Below are 14,154 nucleotides of genomic sequence, written 5' to 3'. Positions count from 1 at the left end.
GCGGGGAGAGGTGTAAGACCAACACCGGCCGCCTCGTGCGGCCGGAAGTCCTTTCAAAGAGTCCGAAAGAATGGCGATCACGCTCTCTGGCGATCAGGCACTCCCCGGCCCGCCCCTGTCGTCGCGGCTGACCCCGGCGCAGGTCTGGGGCATCATCCTGCTCGCGCCCTATCTGCTGGTTTTCCTCGCCTTCGTCGTCTATCCCGTCTGCTACGGGCTATGGCTGGCGCGCGCTCCGGCGAACTATGTCGCGCTGTACAACGACCCGATCTTCGCGCGTGCCGCAGTCAACACGCTGATCTTTCTGGTCATCGGCATCAACATCAAGATGCTGATCGCGCTGTTCCTGTCCGGCTTCTTCGCCATGCAGCGCACCTGGATCAAATGGCTCTCGGTGATCTTCATCCTGCCCTGGGCAGTGCCGTCGATCCCGACCATCCTGTCGGTGCGCTTCATGCTCAACCCCGAATGGGGCGTGATCAACCACCTCATCTTCTCCTTCACCGGCGATGACGGCCCGAACTGGCTGAACGACCCGACTGTGGCGCTGAGCATGGCGATCGGCGTGCACATCTGGAAGTCGCTGCCATTCTGGACGCTGATCCTGATCACCGGACGCCTTGCGATCTCGCACGACCTGTTCGAGGCCGCCGAGGTCGACGGCGCGAGCTGGTGGCAGAAATTCCGCTACATCACCTGGCCGTCGATGCAGACGCTCTACATCACCTGCACGCTGCTCTCGATGATCTGGACGCTCGGCGACTTCAACAGCGTCTATCTGCTCACCGGCGGCGGTCCGGCCGACCTCACGCATGTGCTGGCGACGCTCGGTATCCGCTATCTCCGGCTCGACCAGCTCTCGCTCGCGATGGCCTCCATCGTCTGCGCGATGCCGTTCGTCCTGCCGCTCGTGTACTTCATGATGAAACGGTTGTCGCGATGAAGCTTCCCTCTCTCCGTGACGTCGCGACGGAAGCGCGGCTGCTCCTGATCGGCATTCCCGTCTTCCTGTGGACGATGATTCCGATCTATCACATGTTCTTGTTCGCGATCTCCCCGAAGGAGGACGCGTTCTCGGGCAAGCTCTGGCCGGATCACCCGACGCTGCACAACTTCGAGATCGTGTTCAAGCAGCAGCATTACTTCCTGCGCGACTTCTACGTGCAGTTCTGGAACTCGACGCTGATCGCAGCCGCGGTCGGCGTGCTGACGCTGTTCGTCGCCACGGCCGCGGCGTTCTCGATCTCGCGGCTGAAGGTGCCGGGTGGGCGCATGGTGCTGAACCTCGCGCTGTTCACCTATTTCATCCCCGCGGCGTTCCTCGCCGTGCCGATGTACCGCACCATGGGCAATTACGGCCTGCTCAACAATCACTGGTCGCTGATCCTGGCGATGGTGACGATCGCCAGCCCCTACGCGATCTGGGTGCTCAAGCAGGCCTCCGACAAGCTCCCGGTCGAGCTGGATGAGGCCGCGGTGATGGACGGCGCGACCACGCTGCAGATCTTCCGCCTGGTGTACCTGCCGCTGATGATGCCCTCGCTGGTCGCGATCGGCACTTATGCGGTGCTGCTGGCCTGGAACGAGTACCTCTACGCGTTCCTGCTGCTCTCGAACGACCGCGAGATCACGCTGCCCGTGGCGCTCGGCAACTTCCTCGCCGCCGACGACTCGCCGTGGGAGCTGTTGATGACCACCGGCTTCATCTACGCGCTGCCGCCAGCCGCGGTCTATTACGCCTTCCGCCGCTACATGGTGGGCGGGCTCACCGCGGGTGCGGTGAAGTCCTGAATGTCAGATGTGCACTTCCCGCGGTGCGCCCATAGGAGGGCGGCCGCGGGGAGATGCTCTCACCCCGCCTTGCGCACCGTCTGCAGGAACTCCGCGACGTCCTTCTTGAGCGCGCGGGCCTGATCCTGCAACGCCGACGCGGCCGTGAGCGCGGCTTCGGCGCCGGCATCGGTCTCACCCGCCACGGTGCGGACGGCGCCGACCTGGTCGGTCACGGCTGTCGTGCCGTTCGCCGCCTGCTCGACATTGCGGGCGATCTCGCTGGTTGCCGCACCCTGCTCCTCGACGGCGGAGGCAATCGTTGTCGCGATCTCCGTCATCTCGGCGATGGTTCTGCCGATCTGACCGATCGCGGCGACCGACTGTCCGGTCGAGTTCTGAATCTCGGCGACGAGCCCTGCGATCTCCTCGGTGGCGCGCGCGGTCTGGGTCGCGAGGCTCTTCACCTCGTTGGCGACCACGGCAAAGCCCTTGCCGGCGTCGCCGGCCCGCGCCGACTCGATCGTCGCATTGAGCGCCAGCAGGTTGGTCTGGCTCGCGATCGCCTGGATCAGTTGCACCACGGTGCCGATCCGCTCGGCCGAATCCGACAGCGCGCGCATCAGCGCCTCGGTCCGCGAGGCCTCTTCCTTCGCCTGGTCCGACACCGATACGGAGCGCGCGACCTGGCTGGAAATCTCCTTGATCGAGGCTGCCAGTTCGTGCGTCGCCGCCGCAACGGTCTGCACGTTCGATGACGCCTGGGCCGATGTCGCGGCGACCTGCTCGGCCAGCGAGCGGCCCCGCTCGGCGACGCGGGCGAGGCTCGCGGCGCTCTGCCCCATCTCCTCGGCACGGCTGGAGACGCCGCCAATGACGCCCTCCATGCCGCTATCGAAGCGATCGGCAAGCTGCGCCATCATCGCCGCACGCTCCGTCTCTGCTGCGGCACGCTGCGCGGCAGACTCCTGCTCCATGCGCCGCACGGTCTGTGCGTTCCGGCGGAACACTTCGACAGCGCCAGCCATGTGACCAATTTCGTCACCGCGCCCTCCGCCCGGGATTGCCTCGTCGAGCTCGCCCGCCGCGAGGCTCTGCATGCGCAAGGTCATCTGGCCAATGGGCCGCGACACGCTGCGTCCGATCAACCAGGCCAGCAATGCGCCCAGCACGAGCGCGGACGCTGCGACCGTGAACACGAGATTGCGCGTCTGATCGACCGACCCAGCCGTCAACCGGCTCTGCTCGGTGCGCGTCGCACCCAGAGCCCTGCTGATCTCGGCGGCCTTGGAGTCGATCGCGCTGCTGGATTTGACCAGATCGGCCTGCGCCTTGCGCAACTCGCCCATCGCGGCAGACAGCTCGGTCAGCGTCGCCGATTGATCGGTGAGCACCTTCTTCAGGGCCGCGATCAGATTCTTCAGTCGCGGCGCCTCGACGTCGGCGATCTCCGCCTCGCTATCGGCCACCGCGGCCAGCACATAGCCAATCGTCAGCCCGGCATCGTCGGCATCGACCTGGGCTTGGGTGATGGTGTAACGCAGCACCGAGACCCGCATCGCATCCACCGTGCCGGCCAGACGCTGGGGCTGGAGCAGACGGTCGGGCTGGTTGACAAGCGCGACATTGATCGCGCCGACATCGAGACCAGCCGTGGCACCGAGCGCCTCGCTCTTGGTGCTTGCGTTGCGCAAACGGTCGACAGCGCCCGCGACAGCCGTGAAGGATTTTCGATAGGTCCCGAGCGCATCCACCAGGGCGGCGCGGCCGGCGGCGATCGCCGGCAGGCGGCCGAACTGCTGATCGACCTGATCAAAGGTCTGGCCAAAGCCGTCGATCGCCTTGATGGCGCTATCGCGGTCGCCGAGATTGCGTGTGCGGACGAATTTCTCAACGGTGACGTTCGCCGTGAGCAGCGCGGCGTGCACGCGCGCCATGCCGGCATCGCCGTCGGCGCTGGTCACGAGCTCTCCGACGGTGCCGCCGATCTCGGACAGCCGCATGACGGCGAGCAGCGCCAGCACGCAGAGGAAACCCAGCACCAGCGCGAAGCCGCCGAAGATGCGCGGGCGGATGCCGATGCGTGACAGGATCAATGACAGGTTCATGATGTTTCCCGCGCGATTACGGCGTCGCCCGGATCCGGGCGAGCAGATCCTTGCCGAAGCGCTTCTCGAACTCGGGCTCGAGAGGCTTCACGGCATCGATGAAGGGTTGGCGGTCGACCTTTTCGATGATCTCCATGCCGCCCTTGCGAAGCTCCTCGATTTTCTTCGTCTCCTCCGCGACGCCACTCTTCCAGGTCGCCTCCGCGCCGGCCTTTGCCGCGGCGATGATCGCGACCTGGTCCGCGGGCGTGAGAGCCTGGAACGCATCGCGATTGGCAACGAAAGCAATGGGAGCGAAGAAATGGCCCGTCAGGCTGGCATATTTCTGCACCTCCTCGAGATGGCTGGCGGCAATCGTCGCGACCGGGTTCTCCTGCCCGTCGATACGGCCGTCCTTCAGTGCGGAATACACCAGCGTGAATTCCATCGGCACGACCTCGGCGCCCAGCGCCTTGAAGGTCATCTGATAGACCTCGTTCGGGAGCACGCGGATCTTCAGGCCCCGGAGATCCGCGGGTGTCTGTATCGGCCGCTTCGAATTGGTCACGTTGCGAAAGCCCTGCTTGCCGATCGCGAGCAGCACCAATCCCTTGTCGGCGAAATGCTTGGCGAACAGCGCGCCGACCGGCCCCTCCGCGACAGCCTTGGCCTGCGCGGCATCGCGGAACAGGAACGGCACGTCGAACACGCCGAACTCCGGCACGGCGGAGCTGACCACCGAGCCCGACAGCGTCGCCATGTCGACCACGCCACTGCGCATGGCGGCCAGGATCGCCGTCTCACTGCCCATCGCGTTGCCGGCGCGTGCATCGAGGATGATGCGGCCCTGTGCGGTCTCGGCGAGCTTGCGGCGGAATTCGTCGGAGCCGATCTGCTGCGGCGACTGCGGCGAACCGTTGTACACCAGCGACACCATCTGGGTCGCAGCAGCCGACGGCGGAACAGTGAGACAGAGTAACGCCAGAACCGTGCTGGCCACACCAATATAAAGCCGCTTCATCGCCCTCTTCCCCAAGCGAGGTGACGATAGCCAGATAAGCTATATGAATTGTTAACTATGTCAGGTGGTGCCTGAGCACCATATATGATGTGTTGGACGGCTACAGCGGCGCCGCGCTCTCGCCCTGCGAGCTCGACAGTTTCGAGGCGAGCGAGGCGATCACGATGACGACCGCGATCAGGCCGATCACCAGCGTGCAGATCGCGTTGATCTCGGGCTTCACGCCGAGCCGCACCTCCGAATAGATCCGGATCGGCAGCGTCGCCGAACCTGGGCCGGTGGTGAAGCTGGCGATCACGAGATCGTCCAGCGAGAGCGTGAACGCCAGCATCCAGCCTGCGACGATCGCGGGCGCGATCAGCGGCAGCGTCACGGACACGAACGCGCGGACCGGGTTGCAGCCGAGATCCATCGCCGCTTCCTCCAGCGAGCGGTCGAGCGAGCCGAGGCGGGACTGCACCACCACCGCGACGAAGCACATCGTCAGCGTGGTGTGCGCGATCGTCACCGTCCAGAAGCCGCGCTCTGCATTCAGCGCCACGAACAGCAGCAGCAGCGACAGGCCGGTGATCACCTCCGGCATCACCAGCGGCGCATAGAGCATGCCTGAGAACAGCGTGCGGCCGCGGAACCGCTCGCCGCGCGAGAGCGCCACTGCCGCGAGCGTGCCGAGCAGCGTCGCGATGGTCGCGGAGGCGACCGCGACCCGCAAGCTCATCCAGGCCGCCTCGATCATGGCGCGGTCATTGAAGAACTCGCGGTACCAGCGCAGCGACCAGCCGCCCCACACCGTCACCAGCCGCGAGGCGTTGAAGGAATAGATGACGAGGATCAGGATCGGCAGATAAAGGAACGCCAGCCCCAGCGCGAGCGAGGCGACGTTGAAGCGGGACAGGCGGGAGACCTTGCGCATGGCTCAGCGCCCCTGCTCCAGCTGCCGCTTCTGCAGCCGCTCGTAGAGCAGCAGCGGCAGCAGCAGCACCACCAGCAGCACGATCGCCGCGGCGGAGGCGACCGGCCAGTCCTTGTTGGTGAAGAATTCGAGCCACAGGGTCTGGCCGATCATCAGCGAATTGGAGCCGGCCAAAAGGTCGGGAATGACGAACTCCCCGACGATCGGGATGAAGCAGAGCAGCACGCCGGCGCCGACGCCGGGCAGCGACAACGGAAAGGTGACGAGCCAGAACACCTGCCAGGGCGGTGCGCCGAGATCGGAGGCCGCCTCCTCCAGCGCCGGCTCCATCTTGGCGAGCGTGGCGTAGAGCGGCAGGATCATGAACGGCAGATAGGAATAGACGATGCCGATATACATCGCGCCGTCGGTGGAGAGCCAGACCACGGGCTGGCTGACCAGATGCAGCGCCAGCAGGATCTGGTTGAGCAGGCCGTCATGCTGGAGGATGTTGATCCAGGCATAGATGCGGATCAGGAACGAGGTCCAGAACGGCACGATCACCAGCACCATCGCCACCGCCTGCCAGCGCTTGGGCAATCGCGCCATGCCATAGGCGATGGGATAGCCGATCAGCAGCAACAGCGCGGTCGCCGTGACGGCGACAGTGAGGCTGCGCACATAGGCGAACACGTAGATGTCGTCAGAGCCGAGCAGCTTGAAGTTATCGATCGACAGCGCGGCAAAGGCGGACTTCAGCGCCTCCCATCCCGCCGTCAGGTCGAACACCGGCTCGTAAGGCGGCTGCGCGATTGCGGTCTGCGACAGGCTGATCTTCAGCACGAAGGCGAACGGCACCAGGAAGAACAGCACCATCCAGACATAGGGCGCGATCGCGGCGAAGCGCGCAGGCCTTGCGAAGATGCGGCGCGAGCTCATGACGGCAGCACCATGCAATCGTCGGGCGTGAACCAGGCGACAACGCGCTGGTCCAGGCTGTAGGCGTCGACGTCGAGGCGCGCGCTGTTGGCGACAGACGCCTCAATCAGCCCGCCGGTGTCGAGCTTCACCTTGTAGGTGGTGGTGCCGCCGAGATAGCAGATGTCGTCGATCACGCCGTCGAGAGCGTTGATCGCGGTTTCACGACCGGCCTCGCTCACGGGTGCACGCCGCGACAGCTTGACCTTCTCGGGGCGGATCGCGACCGCAAATTTTCCTGCGCCGACCGGTTCGCGCGGATCGGCCACCACCAGCGGACCCGCATCACGCGTGCCGATGACCAGACGATGACCGTCGCGCAATCTGGTCTCGCCGTCGAACAGGTTGATGTCGCCGACGAACTCCGCGATCCAGCGCGAGCGCGGCGCCTCGTAGAGCTCGCGGGGACGCGCGACCTGGGCAAGCTTGCCTGATTTCATCACGCCGATCCGGCTCGCCATCGTCATCGCCTCCTCCTGGTCGTGGGTGACGATGATGAAGGTCGTGCCGAGCTGGCGCTGCAACTCCATCAGCTCGCCTTGCGTGCTCTCGCGCAGCTTCTTGTCCAGCGCTGCGAGCGGCTCGTCGAGCAGCAGGAGTTGCGGCCGGCGCGCCAATGCACGCGCCAGCGCCACACGCTGGCGCTGGCCGCCGGAGAGCTGGTCGGGCTTGCGCTTCTCAAGACCCTCGAGCTTCACCAGCGCGACCATCTCCGCAACGCGCGTCGCGATCTCGGCGCGCGCCATGCCGGCGCGTTTCAGGCCGAAGGCGATGTTGTCGCGCACGGAGAGGTGCGGGAACAGCGCGTAGTTCTGGAACATCATGTTGATGGGACGCTCATGCGGCAGCGCCTGCGCGATGTCCTTGCCGCCGAGCAAAATGCGGCCCTCGTCCGGTGCCTCGAAGCCGGCGAGCATGCGCAAGAGCGTGGTCTTGCCGCAGCCGGAGGGGCCGAGAAGCGCAAAGAACTCGCCGGCCTTGATATCCAGCGAGACACCGTCCACGGCCCGGAACGTCCCAAAGGTCTTCGCGACGTTCTCGATGCGCAATAGCGGCTGGCCCGCAGGAAGCGCATTTCCGCCGGCCGCCGCCGCGGCGCCTGTTCTGGGCAACTCGTCCGTCATGGTCCCTGCCAACCCCGATTCCGCCGCACGCTAGCGGCCGATCGGCCTTTGCTCAACTGGCTCGGGGCGGGTCGTCCCAAATTGGCCTTCATGCCGGACGTCAAAAGGCGTATGATCAAGAACATGACCAAGTTGCTGGACCGGGCCCTGGAGATCGCACGCAGTCTGCCGGCAGACGCGCAGGATGACATTGCGCGGATCGTGCTGCAGCTCACCGGCGCCGAAGCGGCCTCTCCCGTCATCCTCTCGGATGATGAGAGGGCAGCAATTGCCGCATCCAAGGAGGCGGCCAAACGAGGCGAATTTGCAACCGAGGCTCAAGTCCGCGCGACTTGGGCCAAGCACGGCCTGTGAAGCTCCGCTATACGCTTCCGGCGCTCGCCGACCTCGATTCGATCCTGACCTACATTGCGGAAGCGTCTCCTCAGGGAGCGGTTCGCGTTCAAAAGCGTATTCAGGACGTGATCGGCCTGCTGCTCGCGCATCCCGAAATCGGTCTACGAACTGACGATCCGGACATCCGAAGACTAACCACAACACCCTACCCATTTCTCGTCTTCTACGAGATTGGGGACCAGGAGATCATTATCCACGCCATCCGTCATGGCGCTCGCGATCCCGGCGGAATGCCAGGCAAGCGTGGCTCGGCCTAGCTCACCCCCGCCATGAACGCCGCCAGCGCATCGCGTTCGGCGGCCGGCATCGTCAGGCCAAGCTTGGAGCGACGCCAGAGGATATCCTCCGGAAAACGTGCCCATTCGCAGGTCATGAGATAGCGCACCTCGGCAGCGGTCAGCTCGGGGCCGAAAGCCGGGCCCAGTTCTTCGCGGGTCTTCGCCTCGCCGAGTACTGTCGATAGGCGCGAGCCATAGGCCGCGACCAGGCGCTGGGCTTGCGGCTCCGACAAAAAACGCCAGCGATCACGCGCGAGGTCGACCTCGGTGTCGAAACGATCCCAGGCGAAATCGCCGCCGGGCAGCGGTGCACCCGCCGTCCAGGGTCGCGACATCGGATAGAACGGCGTCAGCCGCGTCACCGCGCGCTCGGCGCGCAGGCGCGAGGTGGTGACGTCGCCGCCGAACATCGTGATCAGCGGCGCCTTGCGCCGGCGTGCGTGGAACAGCGTGGTGCCGTCGCGCCCGCGTGCGGACGCCAGCGTCAGGTTGACGCCGGAGACCGTCCGGACCACGTCGGTCGGGGCGACACGCTCGCGGAAATAGCGGCTCGCCGCCTCGCAGAGATAGCTGACGTCGGCACCCGGCATCGCCACGATGGCGGGATCGCCGGTGAACGCGTGCGTGACCGTGCCGATCAGCGTGAAGTCGCGCTCGAAGGGCTGTGCGAAGATCAGCCGTCCATCGCTGTTCTGGAAGACGTAGACATTGTCGGACTCGAACAGCTTGGGCACGAGGATCTGGCTCATCTGCGTGGCCGCCATCGCAGGCTGCGGCTGCCGCAGCACGGTGTCCGCGACCATCGAAGTCCAGGCGCCGGTGGTGTTGGCGAGCGCGCGCGACGTAATGATGCGGCGGTGGCCGCGATCGACCACCGCGAGCCGCCAGGTGTCGGTCCTGTCGGCGCGCACGCAGCGCGCCCCGGTACAGATCGCCGCGCCGCGTTCGGCGGCGTCCAGCGCCGTGAGCACCACCAGGCGGGAATCGTCGACCACGCAGTCCGAATATTCGAACGCCATGCCGAACGGACGTTTCAGCGCGTTGCCGACGGGATGATGCGTGATGTCGAGGGTCGCTGACGGCGGCAGGCCGCCTCGCTTCGTCAGGCCGTCATAGACATACAGTCCGGCGCGCAGCAGCCAGGGCGGGCGTTCCTCGGAATGGGCGGGGATGACGAAACGCATCGGCCGCACCAGATGCGGCGCAATCCGAAGCCAGATCCGGTGCTCGGCGAGCGCCCGGCGCACCCGCCAGAACCCGCGGCGCTCCAGCACCGACAGATCGCCATGGACCAGCCGCGGCGTCGCCGACGAGGCTGCGCCGCCGAGATCGCCCTGCTCCAGCAGAATGACGCGCAGGCCGCGGCCGGCCGCATCGCGGGCGAGGCTGACACCGTTCAGGCCGCCGCCGATGATCGCAAGGTCGTAATCCGCCATGAAGCCGTCGGGTGGGAGCGAAGCTCACCATCACTAGAGCCATTTCCGTTCCGATGAAATCAGAACGGGGCTCTAGATTCTTATTTTGACGCGTTTTCTTGACGCGAACCGGCGGCCACTTCGCTCGAAAACGCTCTAGCCGGTCTTGAGCGCAAGCTCCATGGCCTCGGCGCGGCCGACGAGGCCGGCATATTTCCCGATCGGCAGCGGCTTGCCGAGCAGATAACCCTGCACGCCGTCGCAGCCTTCCTTGGCGAGGAAGGCGAGCTGCTCGACGGTTTCGACGCCCTCGGCGATGATCGACATTTCGAGGCCGTGGCCGAGATCGATCACGGCGCGCACGATTGCGGCCGATTGCGGATTGCGACCAAGATTGATGATGAAGGCGCGGTCGATCTTGATCTTGTCGAACGGGAACGCCTGGAGATAGCTCAGCGAGGAATAGCCGCTGCCGAAATCGTCCATGGAGATGCGCACGCCGAGCGCCTTCAGCCGGCGGAGCAGCGCCAGGCCGCGGTCGAAGTCCTCGATCAGCACGCCCTCGGTGATTTCGAGCTCGAGCCGGCCGGGCGCAAGGCCCGTCTCGATCAGGATCGAATGGACGAGGCCGACCACGTCGCCGTGCATGAATTGCGCCGGCGACAGGTTGACTGCGACCTGGAGCGGATTCGGCCAGGATGCCGCCTCGCGGCAGGCCTCGCGCAGGATCCACTCGCCCATCTCGACGATCAGGCCGCTCTCTTCCGCGATCGGGATGAATTCGGCCGGCGAGACCTGGCCGCGCACCGGATGCTGCCAGCGCGCCAGGGCCTCGAAGCCGATGATGTCGCTTTCGGCGACGCTGTGACGCGCGACGCCCTGCGGCTGGAAGGCGAGTGACAGCTCGCCGTTCTTGATCGCCATCGACAGGTCCTGGTGCAGCACGCGGCGGTCGCGGATCTGCTGGTCCATCTCCGGCTGGTAGAGGCTGATCGTGCCGCGCGACTTCTGCTTGGCGCGGAACAGCGCCGCACCGGCATTGGCGAGCAGCGAGGCCGCGTCAGCGCCATTGTGCGGGAAGATCGACATGCCCGTGGTGACGCCGGCGCGAACCGGCCGGCCGTCGATCTGGAATTCCTGGGCGACGGCCTCGCCGATCTGCCGCGCCAGCGCGAGGCCCGCCTCCGGCTGCTTGCCGTCGATGATGAGGCCGAACTCGTCGCCGGACAGGCGTGCCACCACGCCGCCGCGCGCGGAGTCCTGGAGCCGCTGGGCCACCTCGATCAGGAGCTTGTCGCCGAGCGCATGGCCGAAGACGTCATTGACCTCCTTGAGGCCGTCGAGATCGACGCAGAGGACGGCGAACTCCTCGCCGGTGCCTTCGCAGGCCTCGATCATCTGGGTCAGCGCCTGCAGGAAGGCGGCGCGGTTCGGCAGGTCCGTCAGGCCGTCGTGATAGGCCATGTGCGCCATGCGCGACTCGGTCTGCCGGCGGTCGGTGACGTCCTCGTGGGTCTTGATCAGATATTGCGGCTCGCCGGCATCGCTGAGCACGGTGGCGCGGCGGGTCAGGAACAGCCGCAGGCCGTCCTTGGTCGAGATCGGATGCTCTTCGGTGATCATGCCGCGCTTCTTGATCGCGGCCTCGTCGCGCGCGATGATCAGCTTGGCTTCCTTGGGATTGAAGATGTCGGATGCGGTCAGGCCCGTGGCTTCCTCGCGCCTGCGGTTGAGGATCGTCTCGGCGCTGCGGTTGGCGAGCAGATAGCGGCCATCCTTGACCTGCTCGACGATCAGCGCCACCGGGATGTTGTCGACCACGAGCTCAAGGAACTTCTTGGTGCTCTCCAGCTCCTGCGACAGCGAGCGGCGGTCGGTGATGTCCTCGAACACCAGCATCAGGAATTCGGGCTTGTTGCTTTCGTTGCGGACCACGATCCGGATCGAGGCCACCATGCGGCGCTCGCCGCCGCGCTCGACCTCGAACTCGTTGCGATACTGCCCGTCCGGCGCCAGCAGCGCGGTCCGGTCGGTCGCCTCGATGCTCGCGGCCGATTTCGGCGCGAACAGCTCGCGCGCGTTCTTGCCGACGACGTGGTCGCGCGAAAAGCCCCAGAAGCGTTCATAGGCGCTGTTGGCGAAGATGTAGCGGCCGTCCTCGATGCTCTTGGCGGCGACGCAGGCCGGCACGTTGTCGAGCACCGTCTCCAGGAATTGCTTGGTGGAGGCGAGCTGCCGCGACAGCTTGCGCTGCTCGCTGACATCGAGATGGGTCGCCACCGACCCGCCGTTCGGCAGGATGAAATATTTGACCAGGATGGCTCGGTTGTCCGGCAGCTCGGTGACCAGGCCGTTGGGGCTCGCCGCCTTTTCGTAGAACTCCTCGTCGGAGACGCCGCCGAGCACCCCGCGCTTGCGCCTGAGCTCGAGGATGTCGTAGCCGGTCATGCCGGCGCGGAGATCCGACCGGGTCAGGCCGTAGATCTCCAGATAGCGGTCGTTGCAGAAGATGATGCGCCGCTGCGCATCCGTCATCACCACGCCCTGGTTGAGATTGTTCATGGCGGAGGAGACGAAGGCATTGCGCCGCAGTTGCAGGCGCCTCGTCCGCCGCAGCGAGGAATGGATCCAGAGCACAATGGCGGCGAGGAACGCGCAGATCGCGATGCCCGCGATCAGGGCCTCCCAGACCACGCTCGGATCGAGCTGGCCGAGATAGCTCGGCGGGGCGAAGCTGTCCGAGAGCGCATAGGCGCGCGCGGGCGCCACCGCGCCGGCCAGGCACAGCACGGCCTGCACGGCAATCGGAAGCGTGCTGCCCACGTGCCAGTTCTTCTCAGCCATCAGCCACCCGCGATTTCAACGTCGGATTGTCTGGCCTCGCGGGTTTGGATCGGGTAAACGCCTGTACGCGCAACAGAAAAATGTGACGTGAAATACGGCAATTGCCCTGACATGATAAATGCTTCCTTAACGGACAACGGCCCCGCGCCGTTGCAGCCGGGTTTGATGCCACCAGCGCTTCCAGCGGACATGCTGCACAACCATGGATAGGGTCGACTGTGTCGTCATCGGAGCCGGCGTGGTCGGGCTCGCGGTGGCGCGAAAGCTCGCCCAGGCCGGGCGCGAGGTCATCGTGCTGGAGGCGGCCGAGGCGATCGGCACCGTCACCTCCTCGCGCAACAGCGAGGTGATCCATGCCGGCATCTACTACCGCGCCGGCAGCTGGATGGCGCGCATGTGCGTCAGCGGCAAGCACGCGCTCTACCGCTACTGCACCGAGCGCGGCATCCCGCACAAGAATTGCGGCAAGCTGATCGTCGCGACCAGTCCGAAAGAGACCGAGAAGCTGCAATCGATCAAGGCGCATGCCGAGGCCAATGGGGTGCTCGACATGCAGCTGCTGTCAGGCGAGGCCGCACGCGAGCTGGAGCCGGCGCTGGCCTGCGACGCCGCGCTGCTCTCGCCCTCGACCGGCATCATCGACAGCCACGCCTACATGCTGTCGCTGCGCGGCGAGGCCGAGGAATCCGGCGCGGCTTTCGCGTTTCACACGCCGCTGATCCGCGCCAAGGCGGCCGGCGGCGTGATCGAGATCGACGCCGGCGGCGAAGCGCCGATGACCTTGCAGTGCAGCCTGCTCGTCAATGCCGCGGGGCTTTCGGCAACCACGGTGGCGCGTCTCATCGACGGCATGCCGATCGACCGGATTCCGCCGGCCTATCTCGCCAAGGGAAACTATTTCAGCTGCAACGCGAAGGCGCCGTTCTCGCGCCTGATCTATCCGGTGCCGGAGCCTGGCGGGCTTGGCGTGCATCTGACGCTGGACATGGCAGGGCAGGCGCGTTTCGGCCCCGACGTCGAATGGATCGAGACGATCAATTACGAGGTCGACCCGTCACGCGCCGAGCGCTTCTATCCGGCGATCCGCAAATATTGGCCGACGCTGCCTGACGGCGCGCTGATGCCGAGCTATTCGGGCATTCGCCCGAAGATCGTGCCGCCCGCGGTTGCCACGCAGGATTTTCTGATGCAAGGCCCGCTCGATCACGGCGTCGAAGGTCTGGTCAATCTGTTCGGCATCGAATCGCCGGGACTGACGTCGTCGCTCGCGATCGCCGATCACGTCGCCGAGCTTGCAGGACTCTAAGCGTCGCGCAAACATCCTTGCTTGCGCGGTGTCGCACCTTCCG

The 14,154-nt window shown here is 65.8% G+C and carries 12 protein-coding genes; 5 read left to right on the top strand and 7 right to left on the bottom strand.

Translation table 11 applies throughout. The features are described 5' to 3' along the window. Window positions 1–70 precede the first annotated feature (70 nt). Both WN72_RS07170 and WN72_RS07165 read left to right on the top strand, forming a co-directional pair. Window positions 71–943, top strand: a complete 873-nt coding sequence (locus tag WN72_RS07170; RefSeq protein ID WP_027561014.1) for a carbohydrate ABC transporter permease — start codon at window positions 71–73, stop codon at window positions 941–943. Continuing rightward, window positions 940–1,791, top strand: a complete 852-nt coding sequence (locus tag WN72_RS07165; protein WP_027561015.1) for a carbohydrate ABC transporter permease — start codon at window positions 940–942, stop codon at window positions 1,789–1,791. The genes WN72_RS07170 and WN72_RS07165 overlap by 4 nt, the downstream gene beginning before the upstream one ends. A 59-nt stretch (window positions 1,792–1,850) precedes the next feature. On the opposite strand, the gene WN72_RS07160 is transcribed toward WN72_RS07165, so the two are convergent. The 5 genes from WN72_RS07160 to WN72_RS07140 form a co-directional block, all read right to left on the bottom strand. Then, window positions 1,851–3,878 carry a methyl-accepting chemotaxis protein gene (locus WN72_RS07160; protein WP_092216838.1) on the bottom strand — a complete coding sequence of 676 codons (2,028 nt, stop codon included), beginning with the start codon at window positions 3,876–3,878 and terminating at the stop codon, window positions 1,851–1,853. A gap of 16 nt (window positions 3,879–3,894) precedes the next feature. Continuing rightward, window positions 3,895–4,878: a TRAP transporter substrate-binding protein gene (locus WN72_RS07155; protein WP_027561017.1), complete on the bottom strand. Its 984-nt coding sequence runs from the start codon at window positions 4,876–4,878 to the stop codon at window positions 3,895–3,897. A 100-nt stretch (window positions 4,879–4,978) separates the two neighbouring features. Then, window positions 4,979–5,791: an ABC transporter permease gene (locus tag WN72_RS07150; protein ID WP_092216839.1), complete on the bottom strand. Its 813-nt coding sequence runs from the start codon at window positions 5,789–5,791 to the stop codon at window positions 4,979–4,981. Window positions 5,792–5,794: 3 nt separating this feature from the next. After that, window positions 5,795–6,709, bottom strand: coding sequence for an ABC transporter permease (locus WN72_RS07145; protein ID WP_027561019.1), 915 nt, complete (start codon window positions 6,707–6,709; stop codon window positions 5,795–5,797). After that, entirely contained in the window at window positions 6,706–7,872 is a 1,167-nt protein-coding gene (locus WN72_RS07140) for an ABC transporter ATP-binding protein (protein ID WP_092216840.1), read from the bottom strand. The genes WN72_RS07145 and WN72_RS07140 overlap by 4 nt, the downstream gene beginning before the upstream one ends. A gap of 111 nt (window positions 7,873–7,983) precedes the next feature. Between WN72_RS07140 and WN72_RS07135 the strand changes: the two genes are divergently transcribed. Further along, window positions 7,984–8,226 (top strand): hypothetical protein, encoded by a 243-nt coding sequence (locus WN72_RS07135; protein ID WP_347341967.1) that lies wholly within the window; start codon window positions 7,984–7,986, stop codon window positions 8,224–8,226. Next, entirely contained in the window at window positions 8,223–8,525 is a 303-nt protein-coding gene (locus WN72_RS07130) for a type II toxin-antitoxin system RelE/ParE family toxin (RefSeq protein ID WP_092216841.1), read from the top strand. Before WN72_RS07135 ends, WN72_RS07130 begins: the two co-directional genes overlap by 4 nt. Here the strand turns inward: WN72_RS07130 and WN72_RS07125 are convergent. Both WN72_RS07125 and WN72_RS07120 read right to left on the bottom strand, forming a co-directional pair. Beyond that, window positions 8,522–9,982, bottom strand: a complete 1,461-nt coding sequence (locus tag WN72_RS07125) for a glycerol-3-phosphate dehydrogenase (protein ID WP_092216842.1) — start codon at window positions 9,980–9,982, stop codon at window positions 8,522–8,524. The two genes, WN72_RS07130 and WN72_RS07125, sit on opposite strands and share 4 nt — an antisense overlap. 135 nt (window positions 9,983–10,117) lie before the next feature. Further along, window positions 10,118–12,805, bottom strand: coding sequence for a sensor domain-containing protein (locus WN72_RS07120; RefSeq protein ID WP_092216843.1), 2,688 nt, complete (start codon window positions 12,803–12,805; stop codon window positions 10,118–10,120). A gap of 202 nt (window positions 12,806–13,007) precedes the next feature. Between WN72_RS07120 and WN72_RS07115 the strand changes: the two genes are divergently transcribed. Beyond that, window positions 13,008–14,111: an NAD(P)/FAD-dependent oxidoreductase gene (locus WN72_RS07115; RefSeq protein WP_027561023.1), complete on the top strand. Its 1,104-nt coding sequence runs from the start codon at window positions 13,008–13,010 to the stop codon at window positions 14,109–14,111. Window positions 14,112–14,154 lie beyond the last annotated feature (43 nt).

Source organism: Bradyrhizobium arachidis (assembly GCF_015291705.1).
GTDB classification, from domain to species: domain Bacteria; phylum Pseudomonadota; class Alphaproteobacteria; order Rhizobiales; family Xanthobacteraceae; genus Bradyrhizobium; species Bradyrhizobium arachidis.
This window is presented reverse-complemented; position numbering and strand designations above follow the sequence as displayed.